This is a genomic window from Shewanella sp. ISS20, assembly GCF_056522965.1.
In genome coordinates this window covers 2,498,607-2,519,116 of the sequence record NZ_JAWRZK010000001.1, presented here as the reverse complement: position 1 = coordinate 2,519,116, position 20,510 = coordinate 2,498,607, and the positions used below count along the sequence as shown (strand labels likewise).

The following is a 20,510-nucleotide window of genomic DNA, read 5'->3' as shown; positions in this document are numbered from 1 at the left end:
CGCATCTCTAACTTGCGAGACAGACGCGATTTCGACCCTGATTTTTAGCTTGATATAAGGCGTTATCCGCTTGCTCAAGTAATTCAGCGGCTTGATCATCATTGCTGATAACCTTGGTACTGATACCTATGCTGACGGTAAGCGCAATAGCTTGCCCACGCCTATCTAGTTGTAAATTTGCCACGGCCAAACGAATGCGCTCGGCAATATGCTGCGCGCCGCTTACGTCGGTATTGGGCAGAAGAATAGCAAACTCTTCACCACCAAAACGTGACAATAGATCGGTTGGGCGTTTAAGTTGCTGCTGGATAGCTATGGCTATGGTTTTGAGGGTTTCATCCCCCGCCATATGACCAAAGGTATCATTGATGGATTTAAACTTATCAATATCTATCATCAGCAGGGATAGCTGGCTCTGTTGGCGGCGGCTGATACGGCATTCAGCTAAGATGCGCGCATCAAATGCTTGGCGATTTCTCACGCCTGTAAGGCTATCCGTTTCTGTCTGCACTGTGAGCTTATGATTGGCTTCACCGAGTTCTTTAAGAGCAATTTCAAGCTCTAAGGTGCGTTGCTGCACCATATCCTCTAACTCTTCGGCGCGTTTCGCCTCAGTGCGCAACGCCTCTAAACGCACCTTTTGCAGATGATCGCTTTGCTCCTGCGCCAATTGCTGCGCGTGCAGAGTCGCCTTTGATTGCAAGTGGAAACGATAGGCCATTACACCAGCTAATAATACGATTTCAGTAGACATGGCCAGTAGCAGCGGTGAGGTGGGTCCGCCTTGGAAATAGATAATGTTGAGGTAAGACAGGCTACTGCCAAGGGTTCCCAATAGAATCAGGGTCCAAGCGATCAAAGATAAGGTGGCTAAGGTATGGCCGCGGCGAGTTAACACCCAAGCGGTATAAATCATTAAGCTGCAACTAGCGATGGCCGCAATCAGCTGCAGCTTGAGTGTCATAAGGCTTTGATCTACCAAGGCAACTAACATTAATAGCAGCCACACGGCCACGGCTGTACGCAGCGCTCGTAGTAAGGGAATATCATGGCGCTTTAAGCACAAAAGCTTCTCGGTAAAAGTGAGACCGAAAATAAGCACTAAGGGGATGATGAGCAGTAACGCATAGTGTTGAATTAACGGCGATTCAGGCCAAAGATACTGAAAGCTGTAACCGCGTAGTGTCGCAACCAGCATAGACATTGCCAGCACATAGCCGGCGTAATAACCATAAGTGCTTGAGCGCATGGCTATCGCCAAAAATACCGCAAAAATACCGATAGCTAATAAGATGCCTATCTGCATGCCGGACTTTAAATTTTGGGTTTGCGCAATTTCAATATAGTGGGCGCGACTATAGAGGGTAATCGGCAGCTTACTTATGCCTTGGGTATTGAGCTTTAAGTAGAAATCGTAGCGATCGTTATGGCTTAAGTATAGCGGCAGTAAAAATTCACTAATGTTGACGTTTCGCTCGGTAAATACTTGGCTGTCGCCTAGGCGCCATTGCTTGATAAGCTGCTTGTTCTTCAGCAAAAAAACTTCGATATTATCTAAGTGAGGGTTATTAAGCTCAAGGCTCCATGCGGGCTTGTAGCCAGTATTAACGATAGAAAAAGTTAGCCATAAATGACGGGCGCCAAGCTTAGGTAAGGAGTCGCTAGGAAGCGCTTGCCACAGCAGGTCTTGCGACAGTAGCTCATTAATTTCAATATCTTGTGACTGCTGATTAAACTGCACATAGCTATTGAGCGGGTAAGTGTCAGTGTTGTTATGATCTAACAATAACGGCTCAGCTTGGCTGACGCCAATACCGCTTAATACCAATAAAAGGAATAGCTTAAACATATCAATCAAGTTTAAAAAATCGTTGGCTATTAAGGTAGCATTGCTCGGCAAACTCCTGTGAGTCTTGCTGTCTTAAGCTTGCAATACTATCGCTTATAAAGGGGAGGTACTTAGGCTCGTTGCGGCTAGATGTTGGCTTAGGACGCATGGAACGCGGTAACAAATATGGGCTATCGGTTTCGATAAGCAGGCGATTAGCTGGGATGTGTTTTACTACTTCCGCGAGCTCTTGGCCGCGGCGTTCATCGCATACCCAGCCAGTAATGCCAAGGTATAAGTCTTGTTCTATATAGGCTTCCATCTGTGCCTGCGTGCCAGTAAAGCAATGCAGCAGTGCTCGGCTAAGCTGTGGGCGATATTCTTTGAGGATAACCAAAAAGTCGTCATGGGCATCACGCTCATGCATTAATACCGGTAAACCTAATTCGCAGGCTAGCGCTAACTGCTCGCTAAAGGCTTGGCGCTGCATCGGCCGCGGTGAAAAGTCGCGATTATAATCAAGGCCACATTCCCCCACAGCAACTACCCAGGGCTGTTGGCAAAGCTGGCGCAATTGCTCCTGGCTGTGTTGACCCCATTGACTGGCATGGTGTGGATGGGTGCCAGCGGTTGTCCAAATCTGCTTTGGAAAACGCTGACACAACTCAAGGCTCTCTTGGCTCTCAGTTAAAGAACTACCAATATTGATGATGGGGCTAACCCCCACACTGGCGGCATCCGCGAGCACTTGCTCAAGGCGAGTCTCCATGGAATTGCCAATAATATTAACGGCAATATCTATGTAACGCTTCACGTTAGTCAACTCGCTTAACCCTCACTGCGCCATTTCTATCATCTTGCCCGAGCAGGAAAGAGCCGAGCGCGCCGCGCTCAATATAAACCTCTTGGCCAACGCTTATTTTATAACGGCGACCGTCCACTTGTCGCCATGCTTGGCCGTTGGTAAAGGTGACAACCAGATCGCCGCGGGCATCGCTATCGACTTTTGCCACAGTTAAATACACTTTTTGAAGCTCATCGCTCGTGCTTTTTTTAGTTTTACCAAAATCAGCACTGGTGTCGGCATTGATGGTTGCTGCCTGACTTGTTACTTGAGATGTGGCCTGAGTTGCAGTATCTGCTGCGCTCGCTTTAGCCGCTGGCGCTAAGGCTAATGCGGGGTCGACATTGGCGGCTAATTCATCAAAACAAATCAGCCGCTCAAGCTTGTCGCTAATGCTGCTGCATTGACTTAACTGCTGATGGATATTGGCAACGGCTGGGGTCGCGATAAAGAGAATTGCTAGAGTGGTGAGCGTGGGTGTCTTCATGGTACGTCCTTGTTATGTGATTCAGCGGCATGGCAGATTAAAACAAAACGCAGCATTCACCAAGGATGAATGCTGCGAAAACAATAGACTAACAGTCTATTGGTATTAGTTACTTATCTGTGCTTTCTGGCTTGTCAGTGTCGTCTTCATCATCGTTTTTGCTATAAAAACGCGCTGCTAATAATCCCGCTTCAAATAAAATCAGCATAGGAATGGCTAGCATGGTTTGCGAGATGATATCTGGCGGCGTTAATATCATGCCGACCACAAAGGCGCCAACCACTATGTAAGGACGCTTAGCTTTAAGATCCGCAACCGTGGTTACGCCCGCCCAGCATAGCAAGATAACTGCCACTGGGATTTCAAAGGCGAGGCCAAAGGCAAAGAACAGCTTCAATACAAAACTGAGGTAGCTATTAATATCGGTGGCGATATTAACACCTTCTGGTGCCACGCTGGTGAAGAAACCAAACACCACAGGGAAAACTACATAGTAAGCAAACGCTATCCCTAAATAGAACAGCAAGGTACTGCTGACTAATAAGGGGATGACTAAACGCTTTTCATGCTTATAGAGCCCAGGCGCCACAAAAGACCAAATTTGGTACAGCACGTATGGCACGGCAACAAAAAATGACAGGACTAAAGTCAGCTTGAAAGGTGCAAAGAAAGGCGCTGCCACATCAGTTGCAATCATACTGCCGGTTTCTGGCAAGACTTGCAGCAGAGGGGTTGCCATATAGTGGTAAATATCTTGTGCCCAATACACTAGGCACACAAATACCAGCAATACACTGCCGACGGCGTGCAACAGCTTGGTTCTTAGCTCTAACAAGTGGCTAATTAAAGGTTGTTGTTGCGACATCAATTATCCGTTAGCTTTTGGAGATGAGTCATTATTATTTGCACTCGGCGCAACCGTGTCTGCCGCGCTAGGTTCAACCTTAGGTTGAACGCTGTCAGCAGGGGTTGGAGTCTTAACGTCTTCCACCTGATAAGGACGGTTAACTGACTGCGCCGCTTGCTTAAGTTGCTCAATAGATTCTTGCAACTCAGGCGACAAATTGGATAATCCCTTATCTTCAGCTTTCTTTAGGTCTGAATGCAATTGCTCAATTTTGAGTTCATGCTCCAGCTCATCTTTGACTGAGTTGGCCATGCGTTTCATCGCACGGATCCAACCTGAAATGGTGCGAACGGCTACCGGTAAGCGCTCAGGGCCTAGTACAACTAGGCCTATGATGCCTATGAGTAGCAGCTCCATAAAGCCGATACCGTCAAACATAGGATTTTACGCCTGCTTTTCAGTGTCTGGCTTCTTGTCAGCGGCCGGCGCACTTGATTGAGCGGTTTGAGTAGGTTGAGCTGACGCCTGTGTGGCAGCAGTTTGCTCTTCGATAGCTTTCTTGTCTTCTTCGCTAGACATGGCGTTTTTAAAGCCTTTTACTGCGCCGCCTAAGTCACCGCCCAATGAGCGCAGTTTCTTAGTACCGAATAACAGCACTACGATCAGTGCGATAATCAAAAGTTGCCAAATGCTAATACCACCCATGTGTAGGTTTCCTCTCAAGAATATACTTGGTTCTATTATGAACCTGTCGTTATTTAGTGCTAGCTAAAGTTTGCGATTATTTGGTCTAGATCGCCATCCCCACAACCATAATATTGCGGCTGTGCTGAGGCAGACGATTGCCGGCCATAGTGTAACCTGCTGATTGAAAAATATTGTGCCACAGATCAATAAACTGGCGCTCGATATCAGCAGGTAATTGCTTTTATGTAACTGTCTTTGGTGTTTTATGTAGTGGTCGAGCAGTTTCTGCTGGCTACCTAACAACTTTTTACCCATGGTTAAGTTGTCATAAATCAGCTCTGGTAACTCAGGCATCTTGTCTGACCAAGAAGGCAGATTAGCCTTTACCTTATTGAACATGGCTTTAGGACCAACTTGCTCAGTCATCCATTGTTCAAGAAACGGTTTTGCTGTTTGCCATAAATCCAGCTGTGGGTAGAGTTGTCGCCCTAAGCCTTCAATATATAACAAGGTTTTTTCTATCAGCACCAGTTGCGGTTGCACCACAATTTTAAATTGGCGCGCAGTGCGAAACAGTTCTAACAAGACATGACCGAAAGATATTTCATTCAGCGGTTTGTTAAACATCGGCTCGCACACAGCTTTTATTGCTTGCTCAAACGCTTGAGTGTCAGTGTCACTCGTCACCCAGCCTGAATCTAAATAGACTTCGGCAATGCGGTGATAATTACGATTGAAAAAAGCCAGTAACACTTCGGCTAAATAGCGCTTATCTTCATCGTTCAAACTGCCCATAATGCCACAGTCTAGGCCAATGTAAAATGGGTCGTTTGGATGCTCCCGCGAGATAAAAATATTGCCAGGATGCATATCAGCATGGAAAAAATTATCACGAAATACTTGTGTGAAAAACAGTTCAACGCCGCGTTCAGCCAGTAATTTTAAGTTAGTGCCTTGGGCTTTTAAGGCGGCAATGTCAGACACTGGAATGCCATAAATACGCTCCATCACCATGAGGCGTGGAAAGCATAAATCTTCATAGACATAAGGAATGTATAAGGCGTTAGAGTCAATGAAGTTATTGCGCAGGCGCACAGCATTGTGGGCTTCAAGCTTTAAATTGAGCTCACCTAAAATGGTAGTGCGATAATCGGCCACCACTTCAATCGGGCGTAAACGGTTATCATCACCGAGCAACCAGTTAAGCAGCTTAGCGCTTTGCTCCATGAGCTCAAGGTCGGCTAAAATTTGCTGCTCAACATTAGTACGCAGGACTTTAAGCACCACGGCTTCGCCGGTGGATTTTAACGTCGCGGTATGCACTTGGCTAATGGAGGCCGATGCTAGCGGGGTATCGTCAAAATCATCAAACAAGCTAGCAAGCGGCGCTTGCAGCTCAGCTTCAATGGCAGCGCGAGCAAGTTCCGCGGCAAATGGCGGCACTCTATCTTGCAGCATGGCCAGTTGCTCAGCCCATTCATCATCGAGTAAATCGCGGCGTGTAGATAACATTTGCCCCAATTTAATGTAAACGGGACCAAGCTCTTGCATGGCCAATTTCAGCCGTTCAGCATGGTGCATATCAGGATGCTGATCGCGCACCCAAAATAAGGCGCATTTAATTAAGGTTAATGATTTAGGGCGCTGCTTGGCAGGAATGGCTTTATCTAGCCCAAAACGTAATAAGGTGCGCAGCACATGGTAGCCACGGCGAATACTAGCGAGAGTCATGAGCTTACCTTAGCAATCAACTGGCTTATTCTTTGTTGTAACGCTTGGGTGTCACGTTCAAGTTGTTCAATTTCATCGCATCTGTGAATAAATTCAATGCGATGCGGAGCGATTCGATATTCTTCGGTCGCTAATTCACCCATGTGTTGCCAGCTGGCTTGCCATAAGTATTGAGAGAACTCGATAGCCGAGCGGCCCGCTTGCTCAAGATGATGCACGGGGACATCGCCAATTAACTGCGATAATGGCTCGGCTAAATCAGGTGGGTTCATTTGTAGATAGCGGCTTAATGCTTGCAACACCTGAATATCGCCTTCAAGCACTAACTTATCTTGCTTGATTAAGTCAGTAACGCTCTCGCCGCGAGTGAGGGCGATTAAAGTGGCGATATCTGTGCGTAAACGCACATCGTGCTGAGCTTTGTAGTCGCTCAGCACTGCTATGCTATCGTGACAAATCAAACATAATGGGAATGGCAACTGGGCAAGCTCAATGACGATCACCTTGCCAATAAGCTGACTGCTGCGATATTCATGGGGGGCTTGCTTTTGTAAGCGCTCTAGGCCGGTTTCTACCAAGCCGCACACTAACATAGGCCATTCAATCAACATGTTAGAATTTGAATCCTTTATGTAATGCCACAACACCGTCAGTCATGTTGGTGTATTCCACTTGCTCAAAACCAGCATTTTGCATCATAGCTTTTAAGGTTTCTTGATCTGGGTGCATGCGAATCGATTCAGCCAGATACTCATAGCTGCCAGCATCTTTAGTGATGAAGTCACCCATCTTAGGTAGCACTTTGAAGCTATAAACATCATACACTTTGCGCATGATTTCATGCTGCGGAGTTGAAAACTCTAACACCAGTAATTTACCGCCTGGCTTTAAGACACGCTGCATAGAGCGCAGCGCCGCATCTTTATCAGTGACGTTACGCAGACCAAAGGCGATGGTAATGATATCAAAATGATTATCAGGAAATGGCAGGGCTTCAGCATTGGCTTGCACATAGCTAACATTGCCGATAATGCCGCGGTCGCGCAGTTTACTGCGGCCCACTTTTAGCATGGAATCATTGATGTCAGCTAACACCACTTGGCCTTTGTCACCGACTAACTTAGAAAACTTAGCGGTTAAATCACCAGTACCACCGGCCAAATCTAACACCTTCATGCCAGGGCGAGCGCCCGCAGTTTGAATGGTGAAACGCTTCCACAAGCGATGGATCCCAAAGGACATAACATCGTTCATGATGTCGTATTTAGCTGCAACCGAGTGGAAAACCCCAGCAACTAACTCGGCTTTCTTATCGGCATCAACGGTTTTATAACCAAAATGAGTGCTATTTGGCTTGTCCTCAGACATGGCAATGTATCCTATTCGCTTCAGAAGTAATGGGGGAGTGTAAGATAAAGCCAGCACGGGCAAAATCCTTAAACCAACACTCTGTGATCCAGTCCTTGATTCCGGTACTTGACCTTTAGATTGGGCATTAGACCATAAAGCGGCGGCGGGGTGAACCTATCCCCTAAGCTAAATGCTTGTAGTCGCTAAATTAGCGCGGTAATAAGTGACTTAACCGCCCCTGAATATAACTCATCACCAGTTCTGCTAATGCTTGGCCGCTATGGCGCATACCAGCCTCAAATCCTGCGGGGTGACAACTAGGCGCCGCCTCAGCCAAGTGACAATAGTGCGGCTGACATTCGCGGCCAAAACGGTATAGATAATAACAAGCATCCGCCAAAGGCACGCCAGCGCAGGTCATGGCGCTTGATGGCATGTCATTAATCGCATCAACATCTAGCTCTAAGGCTAATGGCGCGCCTTGGTGTAAATGCTTGATGATGTCGGCAATAGCATCCGTTAGGCTCAGTTGGCGGCGCTGCCAAATCGCCTGATAGCTGTGAAAGCGGCCATTGAACTGGGCTAATTGCTGCAAACTCGCGCGGCTGTTTTTGTGTTCATGTAGCCCAAGTATTTGATATTGGCCTAAGGCGCCGCTTTGTGCGGCATAACTAAAGCCGTTACCACTGTGGCGCCCTTCGGTTGGTCTGAAATCACTGTGAGGGTCAAGATTAACGGCGGTGACGGGAAGGGATGTGACTTGATAGAGGGCATCTATCAATCCAAAAGCATTGTTATGGCCGCCGCCGATGATAATAGGCTCAAGCCCAGCGCGCAGTAATTGTTGAGTCACGTGACTCACAGTTTCATCAAGTAGTGGTAGTTGCTGGCGTAAATCCTCAGCGCTGCCAACGGGTATAGACAAGTTGATTTCACCCATTATCAGCAGTTGCTCTGCTTGAAAAAAATCATTAGCTTGCCAATTGAGTAGTTGTTTTAGACAGGCTAAAAACCCAGGGCCACTGCCGCCGCGACCAAGATTTGCCCGCGGGCCTATGTCTTCGTTAATACCTAACAGTGCAAAGCGAGCGCCTTGCTGCTTAGCTTGGCTTAACGCTGCTGGGTTTAACTCGGTTAACCACTGACATTGCTCGCCAATATGAGTTTCTAGCGGGCGCTGACTGACCATCTCGCTGATGTGGTTTGGGCTTATGTGAGCTAAATGAATCATGGGCTATCCGTGTCATGATGAGATGGCTCATCATAGCCCTTAGCGCGGATAAAAAAAATAACAGGGAGCGAATGCTCCCTGATGATGTCACCGAGTTAACGGTGCGAGTAGGCGTATAGACTCTAGTGCGAGTATCGATTGCTCATATCTATTGTTTATATCTATTGTTCATATCTATTGCTTGAAGCTAACGCTAATAGCTGAAGTAAGTAGATAGCACTAGTGGATATCGTTCATTAGTTTATTCAAGATCGAGCGGTTCTGGCGATAAAATTACGCCGGTATTGTCCGCATAAAGGTGATCGCCAGGCAAGAAGGTCACGCCACCGAAATTGACCGGCACATCGACTTCACCCACGCCATTGGCATCGGCGCCGACAGGAATCGAGGCAACCGCTTGAATACCAATGTCTAATTCTTCTAAAGCATCGACATCGCGCACTGAACCATACACAAGTATGCCTTCCCAATTATTATTAACGGCTAACTGGGCTATGCTGGCATCCACGAGTGCGCGGCGCAGTGAACCACCGCCATCGACTAATAACACCTTACCTTGACCATCTTCAGAGAGAACCTCAGTAATCAAGCCATTATCTTCATAGCATTTAATGGTGCTAATGGCTCCGCCAAAGGAGCTACAGCCACCATAATTGCTGAACATAGGTTCGACCACATCAACCACATCAATGAACATGTCACACAGTTCTGAAGTGTTGTATTCCATATAAATTCCCCTTGCCGGTTAGGCAGAATAATCAAGAGTCTTGAGCCAGTATATAAGGCTTTATTGAAAAGAAAAGCGTTATCAATCACGCAATGGCTTGGAATAGATAAGAGTGAAATTAGCGAGGGCGGTAGTTTGGCGAGTCGAGCCAAATGATGCCAATCTTTAATGATAATTAAGATTGCCAATATTGAGTGACTGAGGGCACGATGGAGCATAACCTGTGGGTTGACATTCTTGGCTATTTTGCCTCGGTGATGGTGGCCATTTCATTAATGATGAAAGACATCATCTGGCTGCGCTGGCTAAACTTTGTCGGCTGTGTGGCTTTTACCGTTTATGGCGTGCTGATTTTAGCTTGGCCTGTGGCTGTGATGAATGCTTTTGTGGCTGGAATAAATAGTTATCATTTAATTAAAATCAACCGCCAAAAGCAGGCGTCAAGTGAACGAAACAACCCGCTTTGAGTCTATCTCAGATGCAATGCGCTAGCATGTAGCGCCGCAAGGTTTAACGCCCAAGCTTTAACACACCCAAGGTTGAACGCTGCAAAAATTGCAGGTGCAAGTTTAAAGAAACCATAGCGGCTAATTTTTATTAATCTGAATACTTAATATTCATAGCAATTAGCGGTTCGCGCGAGCCTTTAGCGGCGCGTAAACGGGCTAAATATTGCGGCCATAACTCAGTTTGATGAGTAGCTAAGTCAAACAGCACTTGCCATGAAAACAACCCAGTATCGTGGCCATCATCAAACACTAACTTAACGGCATAATTGCCAACGGGTTCAATGGCACTGATATTGACGTTTTTTTTGTGCGTGACTAACACAGGATTACCATGGCCGTGCACTTCGGCAGACGGTGAGTGTACTCGCAAGAATTCACAGGTCATTTGATGTAAGCTGCCATCGCTAAAACCTACTTCAAGAATGCGAGACTTTCTTTTTAATTTTAACGAGGTCACAAGTGGGGTTGTCATAAACAATATCCATCAGCCTGAGCTCAAGTGGCTACGAATGAGGCGTGCTCATCGCTCTCTTCTTGAGAACTTTGCATTGGTTGAAAATAGGAGCGTCATAGTATAACTCGCTGTGTGACAGTGCAAGTTGCTGGCATTTCTAGGTCTATAGTGGCTTTACTTAAGATAGATTAACGATTGAATTTGGAAGTGGTGGGTAACGGCTTAGGTCGGCATTAACAAAACGCCGCACTCTCAAGTGTCAAATACTATCGAGCGCGGCGCATCAGAGCAGTATTAGAGAATAAAGCGGCTTAAATCTTCATCTTCTACTAACGCATCTAAGTGAGCATCAACATATTCAGCATCAATAACTATGCGGCTGCCAGATTGTTCAGAAGCATCATAAGAGATATCTTCAATCAGCTTTTCCATCACAGTATGCAGACGTCGAGCACCAATGTTTTCGGTGCGCTCGTTCACTTGCCATGCTGCACGCGCAATGCGTTTAATGGCAGACTCTGCAAATTCAATGTGCACGCCTTCGGTGGCCATCAGCGCAATATACTGAGTGGTGAGTGAGGCATGTGGTTCAGTTAAAATACGCTCAAAATCTTCAGCGCTTAGCGCATCAAGCTCAACACGAATTGGCAGACGACCTTGCAGTTCTGGAATTAAATCCGATGGCTTAGCCATTTGGAATGCGCCAGAAGCAATAAACAGAATATGGTCAGTCTTTACCATGCCGTGCTTAGTGGTTACTGTACAACCTTCCACTAATGGCAGTAAATCGCGCTGCACGCCTTCGCGAGACACATCAGGGCCTGAGCTTTCGCCGCGCTTACAAATCTTATCGATTTCATCTAAGAAGACTATGCCGTGCTGCTCAACTAATTCAATCGCTTGCTCTTTTAAGTCTTCTTGGTTCACCAACTTAGCCGCTTCTTCTTCAATCAATTGCTTAAAGGCATCTTTGATTTTTAGCTTACGGCGTTTAGTCGGCGCATTACCCATGTTCTGAAACAGGCTTTGTAACTGGTTAGTCATTTCTTCCATGCCAGGTGGCGACATGATGTTTACACCGGCTTGTGGCTGAGCTAAATCCAGTTCAATTTCTTTATCGTTAAGCTCACCTTCACGTAATTTCTTACGGAAAATCTGGCGAGTATGAGACTGGGTATCGCTCTTGCTGTCATTGTCCCAGTCATCTTTTGGTCTAGGCAATAAGGCATCAAGAATACGCTCTTCGGCGGCTTCTTCAGCGCGCGTGCGGCACTTAACCATTTGTTGTTCGCGGGTCATCTTAACTGCGGAATCGGTAAGATCGCGGATAATTTGTTCCACTTCTTTACCCACATAACCCACTTCGGTGAATTTAGTAGCTTCAACCTTAATAAATGGCGCTTTGGCAAGTTTGGCTAAGCGGCGGGCAATTTCTGTTTTACCAACACCGGTAGGGCCAATCATTAGAATATTTTTAGGGGTGACTTCTTGACGAAGATTGGCGTCTAACTGCATCCGGCGCCAGCGATTACGCAGGGCAATGGCAACAGAGCGTTTGGCCTTGTGCTGACCAATAATGTGAGCATCTAACTCGTGTACTATCTCACGTGGAGTCATTTCAGACATGGTAATACCTCTAACGCTCTAAGATTAATAGTTAATTTCTTCAATCGTTTTGAACTGATTGGTAAACACGCAAATATCACCGGCTATGGTGAGCGCTTTTTCGCAGATGTTGCGAGCGTCAAGTTCAGTGTTTTGTAATAAGGCTAACGCAGCGGCTTGGGCATAGTTGCCTCCTGAGCCAATGGCGATTAAGTCATGCTCTGGCTGCACGACATCACCATTACCTGTGATGATTAATGAGCATTCAGTGTCAGCAACCACTAGCATGGCTTCGAGTTTTCTGAGCATGCGATCGGTGCGCCAATCTTTAGCGAGTTCAACCGCCGATTTTAACAAGTGACCTTGGTGCATTTCGAGTTTGGCTTCAAAACGCTCAAATAGAGTAAAGGCATCAGCGGTACCCCCGGCAAAACCGGCTAAAACTTTACCGTGGTAAAGGCGGCGTACTTTTTTGGCATTGCCTTTCATTACCGTGTTGCCGAGTGACACTTGGCCATCACCAGCAATAACGACTTGATTGTTGCGGCGTACAGATACGATAGTGGTCACGATAATTCCTCTTTAAGTGCCAGCCAATATAATCATTGGCGGTGCGATAACTATAAATATGGGGGTATCTTAACGAATATCAAGGGGGGAATTGTGAGGGGTTGAGAATAAACAAACGCCGAGCACATAAGGCTCGGCGTTAGGAGTATAACGGTAACAATTGCTGACTAAAACTCGCCTATCCTTCCCACAGCCACACTTGACAACCATTGATGCCAACTTTTTGCAGCTTGTGGCGCTGGCGTTCAGCCTCACGCTTGCGCTCGTAAGGACCTAAGACCACCTTAAACCAAGTACCTTTAGCACCATCGGTTCTGCGCACTTGCGCTTCTAACCCTTGAAAAGCGATAACCGCTTTCATTTCATTGGCTTGAGATTCAGAGCGAAATGAACCGCATTGCATCTGATAAGGTCTGGTGGGTTTAGTCTCAACCGGCAAGTCGATAATCACTTGCTTATTTTCCAGCTCCTTTTGATAGCTCCACTCTTCCTTAGGTTTAGGCGGTAGTGCATTCGGATCGGGTTTTGCCGCAGGCTTAGTGGCCTTGACTGGCGCTTCAGCCGTTACAGGGGCTGCTGGAGTATCACTGCCAGACTTGAGGAAATATAAGAAATAGCCAAAGCCCCCAATCAAGATAACTGCGATAACAATCAACAAAAAGTTAGGCTTTTGTCCATTAGCTGCAGCCGAACTGCGTTTTGCAGTCCGACCACCAGTCGCTTTGCGGGGGGTGCCTGTGCTGCGCGGTTTTCTATTGGCGTAGTCACGGTTTGTCATTAGTCGCCTTACATCCTTTCAAGCGTTTCAATGCCAAGTAAATCTAAACCTTGCTTTAAGGTCTTGGCAGTTAATTTAGCTAACAACAATCGGCTCTTCATTTGTGTTTCACTTTCAGCGGCCAAAACTGGGCACGCCTCATAGAAGCTTGAGAAGTTACCGGCCAGTTCGTATAAATAGGCGCATAAGGCGTGAGGTTGACCTTTAGCGACCATGCGATTTAATACTTCACCGAACTGAGCTAACTTGTTGCCAAGCTCTTTCTCTTTGTCGTGAGTTAATTCAATGCTGGCATTGCTTAAATCAATGTTTTCGGCGCGCTTAAAGATGCCGGCAACACGAGTAAAGGCATACAGTAAGTAAGGCGCGGTATTGCCTTCAAAGCTAAGCATTTGCTCAAAGCTGAAGATATAATCGCTGGCGCGGTTCTTGGATAAATCCGCATACTTCACTGAGCTAATGCCAACAACGCGGGCGATATTTTCCAGCGTTTCTGCATCCATGTCTGGATTCTTGCTGCGAACTAATTCCAGCGCGCGGGTGTTAGCTTCAATCAGCAAATCAACCAGTTTAACTACGCCGCCAGAGCGAGTCTTAAACGGACGACCATCTTCACCGTTCATTGTGCCAAAACCTAAGTGCTCTAAGCTCACAGATTCTGGAGCAAAGCCGGCTTTCTTCGCCAGTGAAAACACTTGCTGGAAGTGCAGGGCTTGGCGTAAGTCAACAAAGTACAGTACGCGATCGGCCTTAAGTACATTAGCGCGATAGCGAATAGAGGCTAAATCGCTAGTCGCATACAGATAACCGCCATCAGCTTTCTGGATGATAACGGGCAGTGGCTCGCCTTCTTTAGTGCGGAATTCTTCTTGGAACACCACTTTGGCACCGTTGCTTTCAGACAGCAAACCTTCGGCAGCTAAATCGCTAACAATCACTGGTAAGTCATCGTTATAGGTGCTTTCACCTTTAACATCGGCGCGGGTCATGCTGACGCCTAAACGCTGATAGATATCAAAACAATGGTTGAGTGAGATATCGTTAAATTGCTGCCACAGTTTATGGCAATACTCATCGCCTGATTGCAGCTCAACCACTAAATTACGAGCGCGAGTGGCAAAATCTTCAGACTCATCAAAACGTAACTTGGCAGCGCGGTAAAAACCTTCTAAATCAGATAATTCTAATTCGGCATGCTCACCGTGTTGGGCGCGCAGCTCTTCCATATAGGCCAGCAGCATACCAAATTGGGTACCCCAGTCGCCTACGTGGTTTTGACGAATGACCTTGTGGCCTAAAAACTCTAACGCGCGCGCGCATGCATCACCAATAATGGTGGAACGTAAGTGGCCTACGTGCATTTCTTTAGCAAGGTTAGGGGATGAGTAATCCACTACGATAGTTTGACGTTCAGGCAGGGTAATCCCTAAATGATCGTCCGCCAATGCGGTTTGCAGTTGCTTAGCTAAGGCGCTGTCATCGATGAAAAAGTTGATAAAGCCTGGTCCGGCAATTTCTACTTTAGAAACATAGCTTGAGGCTGGCAGGTTATCGATAAGCAACTGGGCTAATTCGCGTGGATTTTTACCTGCGGCTTTGGTCAGCATCATTGCTAAATTGGTCGCCAAATCTCCGTGGCTCTTGTCTTTGGTTCTATCGACCAGAATACGTGCTTCAAAGTCAGACGGCAAAATGCCTTGTTGTTTCAATTGATCGACAGTTTGTTCGAGTAAAGAGTGGATATGTGATTTCATTGGCTTAACCGACACAGATGGCAAAAATAGGAACAGAATGATCAAGCATTCTAGCCTCTTGTGATGGTTAAAAGCCATCTTCAGGATGAAATTTTGTCAACCTAGTCGATTTCAGTGACTAATTTCAAGCTAAACACAGCTGGGCTTAGGTCTTGCCCTATGATTAAATTGCGTTCACTTAATCATAGGGCAATACTGCGTTAGCTATTGTTGTGCTTGATTTTTATAAGATTTGACGGTAAAAGACTTGAGATGAATTTTGCCTTAGAAGTACTTGTTGTTTGGCCTTGTTGGCTCATACTGTGTCTGAGTTTTTATTCTGTGTTCTCATTGTTTTCGCCATGCAGTAATGCTCCCTAAAAGAGCGGCTCTGATGTTGTTTTGTGCCAATCGGCAGCTTCTAAATTTGGAGTATGATCATGCTGGACTCAGTCGGCAGTGTGTTACAAGCCTTATGGCATCATGATTTTGTCGCGCTGCAATCCCCTGGCAGCGCGTTAGTGATTTATGCGTGTGTCGCCACGTTGATTTTTTTAGAAAGTGCTTTTTTGCCCGCGGCACCTTTGCCTTGCGATAGCGTCGTGATTCTTTCTGGCACCTTAGCGGCAGTTGGTGTGCTCAATCCCTTGGTCATTTTGTTGCTGATATTTATCGCCGCGGGCTTTGGTAGTTATTTGGCTTTTGTGCAAGGGCGATTACTGAATCGTTTACCGCGAGTTCAAGGTTGGGTCAATGCTGTACCGAGTAACAGGCTGCAAACCGTTGATAAGCTACTTAGTCGTCATGGCTTAATTGCCTTATTTTGCGCCCGTTTTATTCCTGTAGTGCGCTCATTGTTGCCGTTAATGATGGGCATGCGTATGCACAATAGCGTTAAATTTTATGGTTTTGCTTGGTTAAGTGCTTTGCTGTGGACGGCGCTGCTGGTGGGGCTTGGCTATTTATTGCCGTCTTTACCTGAGCCTGTAAGTAAAGTGGCTACCATGATTTTAATGGCAGCCCCTGTGATCACGCTTATTTTGGCTATTAGCAGCTGGCTGATTATTAAGTTTCGCCATAAGTGGCGTAAAGGCTAAGCTTGTTTCGAGGCAGTTGGTGCAGACCAACTGCCCATTGCTCCCCCACTATTTGTTATTACTGCTTCCCATTACAACAAGTCTTGTGGATCTCTATCAAAACTCCAGCGGCAGCGCTTGGTCTCTGGCAAGTGAGTCACCAAAGGCAAAATGCGCTCGCACTCTCGTTGTAATCTTTGTCTATCTTTGGCTTGAAACATCAGTTGTCGTCTAAATTTGCCGGCTTTGCGATCTAATGGTGCTGGCAGTGGGCCAATAATTTCAAATTCCCTGTCATGGGGGAGTAAGTTAGCGATGGCATTTAACAGGGCATCGGCATCTTCTGCGCGATGCGCTTCCGCTCTCACTAACACCATGTGCCATACTGGTGGCAACAAGGCCATAGTTCTTTCTTGCAGTTGCTGTCTGGCAAAATCACCATAGCCTTTATGCAATAACTCTTTAAGCAAGGGATTATCATGCTGATGGGTTTGCAGTAGCACAGTGCCTGGTTTTGCCGCGCGGCCAGCGCGACCCGCCACTTGTGTATACAACTGCCCGAACCGCTCTGGCGCCCTAAAATCGGCACTAAAGAGCGCGCCATCAACATCTAATAGTCCAACTAACGTGACATCGGGGAAATGATGACCCTTGGCCAACATTTGCGTGCCCACCAAGATCTTAAATTCACCGCGATGAATGGCGCCTAAGTGCCGCTCTAATGAACCTTTGAGGCGCGTGCTGTCTCTGTCTATGCGTACCACAGGATATTGCGGGAATAATTCTGCTAAGGTTTGCTCTAATTGCTCTGTGCCTATGCCTTGGCCTGCGAGCATAGTGCTGCCGCATTGATGGCACTGCTTGGGAATGGGGTGTTGGTTGCCGCAGTGATGACAGCAGATTTCATTTAAGGCTTGATGCACAGTAAAAAAGGCGTCACAGCGATCGCATTCGTGTAAATGGCCGCATTCATGGCAGATAAGCGCTGGCGCAAAGCCGCGGCGGTTAAGAAACAGCAAAACTTGATTGCCTGCATCAAGATGAAGGCGCATTTCATTGATAAGGGCACTCGACATGCCGCAATTAAGCGGTTGATTGCGAATATCAATAATGCCCTGACGCACTTTTTTAGCCTTGCCAGCGCGCTCATTTAAGCTTAAATGGCCATAACGCCCAGATAAGGCATTGTTGAGTGTCTCTAGAGATGGCGTAGCTGAGCCCAGTACCACGGGAATTTGCTCTAATTGCGCGCGCATAACCGCTAAATCTCGGGCGTGATAACCCACACCTTCTTGCTGCTTAAAACTGCTATCGTGTTCTTCATCCAGAATAATAATGCCGGGATAGCGCATGGGGGTGAATAACGCCGAGCGCGTACCAATAATAATGGCGGCCTCACCACTGCGGGATTTTTGCCACGCATGTAGGCGCTGATTATCAGTTAATCCAGAATGGATAACGGCGACATGCACCTTAAAACGGCTGCGGAAACGATCAATAGTTTGCGGCGTCAAGCCAATTTCTGGCACTAATATTAAGGCCTGTTTGCCTGCAGCCAATACCTTTTCGAGCAGGGATAAATACACTTCGGTTTTACCCGAACCAGTAATGCCTTCGATTAAGCTTGGATAAAAACCAGTGCGGCTATTAATGGCGGCGACCGCCACCGCTTGCTCGGTATTTAAGTGTAACGGGGTTTCCAGCAGAATAATGTTGTCGCGCCAACTAAGATCCTCAATAGGCGCCACTTCAATAGTTTCAAGCCAACCTTTTTGCTCCATAGTCTTAAGCGATGGTGCGCTTAAACCTAATGCTTGGCATTGCTCTTTGGCGAGTTTATCAGTGCTTAACGTTTGCCAAATTTTAAGCTGGCTGGTGGCGCGTTTAAAATCAGTATCTTTAAGGACTTGGCCAGCGGCGGTTAATTGATAATAAATTTCAGTTTTTGCATCACTGCTAGCACCTTTTCGCAGGGCGGTAGGTAGCGCCTGCGTAAGCATTTGCCCAAGGCTCGCTAGGTAATAACGGGCGCCGCGCTCAATTAACTGTAATAAAGGTGGTGCTAGTAAAGGTTCAAGGTCAAGCAAGCTAGTCACTGACTTGATTTGTGTTGTTGGTAAGTTACAGTGATCGGTTATAGCGGCAATAATGCCAATAAGTTGCTGACGACCAAAGGGAACTCGTACCCGGCAGCCTGGCTTGGCATCTATGGCTTGTTGGCTAGTGAGGCGATAACTAAAGTTTTGTCGCATGGGAACGGGAAGGGCGACGTCGGCAAACTTTTCTATCATGATACAAATAATCTCTTAGAATAAAATACGCTAGATTGGCAAGCGGTTAGGTCGGTACTCAGGCAAGTAGGCTAGGCCATAAGCGATTGGCATCAGTGTATCGAGTTGTGTAAGTGAGTGAAAGGAAGAATCATGAAAACCATTATGGCTAACGGCCTAGGTATTTTGTTATGGATGACAGCAAGCTGCGCTTTAGCCAGCGTTGAGCATATTAGTATTCATTCCAAGCAATTTAGCTTAGGGCAATACCCACAAATCCATGTCAATATTGTCTCAGATAACAAGGCTATGAATCGGCTCGCTTTTTTTGTAGTGCAGGCCCAAGGTGAAGAGAAGTTGATGGTGCATGAGGCCAATGATTTTAAAGTCTCTTTAGTGGGAGTTGAAGATGTGACTGACCCAAACGCCCTATTATTGGTGCGAGAATATCAAATCGAGCATTGGTCAGAAGTTGCCAGCATCGCCTTATTTACTGACGCTGAAGTACAGCAAGCCGTTAAGACGAGTAACAGGTTGGCTAATAAAAACCCTGGGCATAAAGCTAATATGAAGGGTGCCGCTGATGGCCTGAACTCGCAGGGGGCGGCGACTCTTTCTATGACTTCGATGGCAAGTGGCGCTAACTCCCCCCTATCATCTAGTTCATCTAATTTAACTAACGGAACTAACGGAACTAACGGAACTAACGGAACTAACGGAACTAACGGAACTAACGGAACTAACGGAACTAACGGAACTAACGGAACTAACGTAACTAACGTAACTAACTCAGCTCAGCCTGCTTGTTTGCTGGTGAGTGATGGTACGTTGTGGCGCATAGCAACACGTTATGCGGTAAGTCAGCAAACTCATGTCTATGCCGCTGTGTTAGCGATTTATGAGGCTAACCCCAGCGCCTTTGTGCGTGGCCAAATCAGCCAGCTGCGCGCTGATGCTGACTTGACCTGCCCTAAGGCAGAATTGCTGGCGAAATATCAAGATGTGAGCGCTGCGCGAGTGCAATTTGAACTGCTGAACTAATACCATGAACTTAGCCATGTATGAACATTAAAAACGGACGAACAAGCGGCAATAGTCGCTTAAGATGTCTACTTGTCAGTTGCTGAGGCTTGCTGTAGAATCCCGCCGCTTAAACCTATTCGATTTTTAATATCATGTGGTACCCAACTTAGGGTTGGGAGAGCGACATGGCCTTATTTGAGGTAATCCCTATGAAACCAGGTATCCATCCTGAATACGCTGAAATCACTGCAACTTGTACTTGCGGTAACGTTATCAAAGTAAATTCAACTGCTGGTAAGAGCCTGCACTTGGACGTATGTGGTGCATGTCACCCATTCTACACTGGTACCCAGAAAGTTACTGATACCGGTGGTCGTATCGACAAGTTCAACAAGCGTTTCGGTATGCTTGGTAAGAAGTAATTACTTAGGTAATTATTTTGAAAAGACGCCTTCGGGCGTCTTTTTGCTTTTAGGGCCAAATAACTTTTTCATGGCGTTATTGCGTGCGCAAGCCTCAAGGTAGTAATTCATCCAAAATTATCATCAATTTATCGCGTAATTGAGCCAATTAGCCGAGTTTTGATGTTATCTATCAACATTTATGTGGGCGGTTTTTGCTCTTGTAGCTATAGCAAACATTAATAAATAAAAGCTTGAGCAACAATCTGATGTTAAAGCTAAAATTTCTCTTTGAATGGTTTAAATAACCAGCGCTATCGCGTATTGTTAGCCCGATGACTGGGCGGTAAAGTCACTAA

The 20,510-nt window shown here is 46.5% G+C and carries 21 protein-coding genes; 4 read left to right on the top strand and 17 right to left on the bottom strand.

What is annotated here, in order from left to right; all coding sequences use genetic code 11:
- Window positions 1–7: 7 nt before the first annotated feature.
- The 11 genes from AC1HDP_RS11495 to rraA form a co-directional block, all read right to left on the bottom strand.
- A complete protein-coding gene (locus AC1HDP_RS11495) occupies window positions 8–1,849 on the bottom strand; it encodes a sensor domain-containing diguanylate cyclase (RefSeq protein WP_479638881.1) in 1,842 nt (613 codons plus the stop codon).
- Between the two features lies 1 nt (window position 1,850).
- Complete coding sequence (locus AC1HDP_RS11490; RefSeq protein WP_479639879.1) at window positions 1,851–2,642, bottom strand: TatD family hydrolase; 792 nt, start codon at window positions 2,640–2,642, stop codon at window positions 1,851–1,853.
- A 1-nt stretch (window position 2,643) separates the two neighbouring features.
- Window positions 2,644–3,159: a type VI secretion system-associated protein TagO gene (locus AC1HDP_RS11485; RefSeq protein WP_479638880.1), complete on the bottom strand. Its 516-nt coding sequence runs from the start codon at window positions 3,157–3,159 to the stop codon at window positions 2,644–2,646.
- A gap of 109 nt (window positions 3,160–3,268) precedes the next feature.
- Complete coding sequence (tatC, locus tag AC1HDP_RS11480) at window positions 3,269–4,024, bottom strand: twin-arginine translocase subunit TatC (protein WP_140933849.1); 756 nt, start codon at window positions 4,022–4,024, stop codon at window positions 3,269–3,271.
- A gap of 3 nt (window positions 4,025–4,027) precedes the next feature.
- Window positions 4,028–4,444, bottom strand: a complete 417-nt coding sequence (gene tatB, locus AC1HDP_RS11475; protein WP_479638879.1) for a Sec-independent protein translocase protein TatB — start codon at window positions 4,442–4,444, stop codon at window positions 4,028–4,030.
- A 6-nt stretch (window positions 4,445–4,450) separates the two neighbouring features.
- Entirely contained in the window at window positions 4,451–4,711 is a 261-nt protein-coding gene (gene tatA / locus AC1HDP_RS11470; protein WP_140933846.1) for a Sec-independent protein translocase subunit TatA, read from the bottom strand.
- Window positions 4,712–4,774: 63 nt separating this feature from the next.
- On the bottom strand, window positions 4,775–6,424 hold the full coding sequence (gene ubiB / locus AC1HDP_RS11465; RefSeq protein ID WP_479638878.1) for a ubiquinone biosynthesis regulatory protein kinase UbiB: 1,650 nt from the start codon (window positions 6,422–6,424) through the stop codon (window positions 4,775–4,777).
- A complete protein-coding gene (locus tag AC1HDP_RS11460) occupies window positions 6,421–7,035 on the bottom strand; it encodes a ubiquinone biosynthesis accessory factor UbiJ (RefSeq protein ID WP_479638877.1) in 615 nt (204 codons plus the stop codon). Before AC1HDP_RS11460 ends, ubiB begins: the two co-directional genes overlap by 4 nt.
- A gap of 1 nt (window position 7,036) precedes the next feature.
- Complete coding sequence (ubiE, locus tag AC1HDP_RS11455; RefSeq protein WP_140933841.1) at window positions 7,037–7,792, bottom strand: bifunctional demethylmenaquinone methyltransferase/2-methoxy-6-polyprenyl-1,4-benzoquinol methylase UbiE; 756 nt, start codon at window positions 7,790–7,792, stop codon at window positions 7,037–7,039.
- A gap of 190 nt (window positions 7,793–7,982) precedes the next feature.
- A complete protein-coding gene (locus AC1HDP_RS11450) occupies window positions 7,983–9,005 on the bottom strand; it encodes a formimidoylglutamase (protein WP_479638876.1) in 1,023 nt (340 codons plus the stop codon).
- 241 nt (window positions 9,006–9,246) lie between these two features.
- Complete coding sequence (rraA, locus tag AC1HDP_RS11445; protein WP_140933839.1) at window positions 9,247–9,732, bottom strand: ribonuclease E activity regulator RraA; 486 nt, start codon at window positions 9,730–9,732, stop codon at window positions 9,247–9,249.
- Between the two features lie 209 nt (window positions 9,733–9,941).
- Between rraA and AC1HDP_RS11440 the strand changes: the two genes are divergently transcribed.
- Window positions 9,942–10,199, top strand: coding sequence for a YgjV family protein (locus AC1HDP_RS11440; RefSeq protein ID WP_479638875.1), 258 nt, complete (start codon window positions 9,942–9,944; stop codon window positions 10,197–10,199).
- Between the two features lie 130 nt (window positions 10,200–10,329).
- Here AC1HDP_RS11440 and AC1HDP_RS11435 read toward each other — a convergent pair whose 3' ends face one another.
- The 5 genes from AC1HDP_RS11435 to argS form a co-directional block, all read right to left on the bottom strand.
- Window positions 10,330–10,713 (bottom strand): gamma-butyrobetaine hydroxylase family protein, encoded by a 384-nt coding sequence (locus AC1HDP_RS11435; protein WP_479638874.1) that lies wholly within the window; start codon window positions 10,711–10,713, stop codon window positions 10,330–10,332.
- Between the two features lie 276 nt (window positions 10,714–10,989).
- Window positions 10,990–12,321, bottom strand: a complete 1,332-nt coding sequence (hslU, locus tag AC1HDP_RS11430; RefSeq protein WP_140933834.1) for an HslU--HslV peptidase ATPase subunit — start codon at window positions 12,319–12,321, stop codon at window positions 10,990–10,992.
- 24 nt (window positions 12,322–12,345) lie between these two features.
- The gene (hslV, locus tag AC1HDP_RS11425; protein ID WP_140933832.1) at window positions 12,346–12,870 is read right to left on the bottom strand and encodes an ATP-dependent protease subunit HslV; all 525 of its coding nucleotides are present in this window, start codon (window positions 12,868–12,870) and stop codon (window positions 12,346–12,348) included.
- 178 nt (window positions 12,871–13,048) lie between these two features.
- On the bottom strand, window positions 13,049–13,648 hold the full coding sequence (locus AC1HDP_RS11420; protein ID WP_479638873.1) for an SPOR domain-containing protein: 600 nt from the start codon (window positions 13,646–13,648) through the stop codon (window positions 13,049–13,051).
- A gap of 8 nt (window positions 13,649–13,656) precedes the next feature.
- Window positions 13,657–15,402 carry an arginine--tRNA ligase gene (gene argS, locus AC1HDP_RS11415; RefSeq protein WP_479638872.1) on the bottom strand — a complete coding sequence of 582 codons (1,746 nt, stop codon included), beginning with the start codon at window positions 15,400–15,402 and terminating at the stop codon, window positions 13,657–13,659.
- Between the two features lie 419 nt (window positions 15,403–15,821).
- Between argS and AC1HDP_RS11410 the strand changes: the two genes are divergently transcribed.
- Complete coding sequence (locus AC1HDP_RS11410; RefSeq protein WP_140933827.1) at window positions 15,822–16,478, top strand: DedA family protein; 657 nt, start codon at window positions 15,822–15,824, stop codon at window positions 16,476–16,478.
- Between the two features lie 71 nt (window positions 16,479–16,549).
- Here the strand turns inward: AC1HDP_RS11410 and priA are convergent, their stop codons facing one another.
- Entirely contained in the window at window positions 16,550–18,745 is a 2,196-nt protein-coding gene (priA, locus tag AC1HDP_RS11405; RefSeq protein ID WP_479639878.1) for a primosomal protein N', read from the bottom strand.
- A 135-nt stretch (window positions 18,746–18,880) separates the two neighbouring features.
- On the opposite strand from priA, the gene AC1HDP_RS11400 reads away from it, so the two are divergent.
- The gene (locus AC1HDP_RS11400) at window positions 18,881–19,768 is read left to right on the top strand and encodes a FimV/HubP family polar landmark protein (protein WP_479638871.1); all 888 of its coding nucleotides are present in this window, start codon (window positions 18,881–18,883) and stop codon (window positions 19,766–19,768) included.
- Window positions 19,769–19,959: 191 nt separating this feature from the next.
- A complete protein-coding gene (rpmE, locus tag AC1HDP_RS11395) occupies window positions 19,960–20,172 on the top strand; it encodes a 50S ribosomal protein L31 (RefSeq protein ID WP_140933825.1) in 213 nt (70 codons plus the stop codon).
- Window positions 20,173–20,510 lie beyond the last annotated feature (338 nt).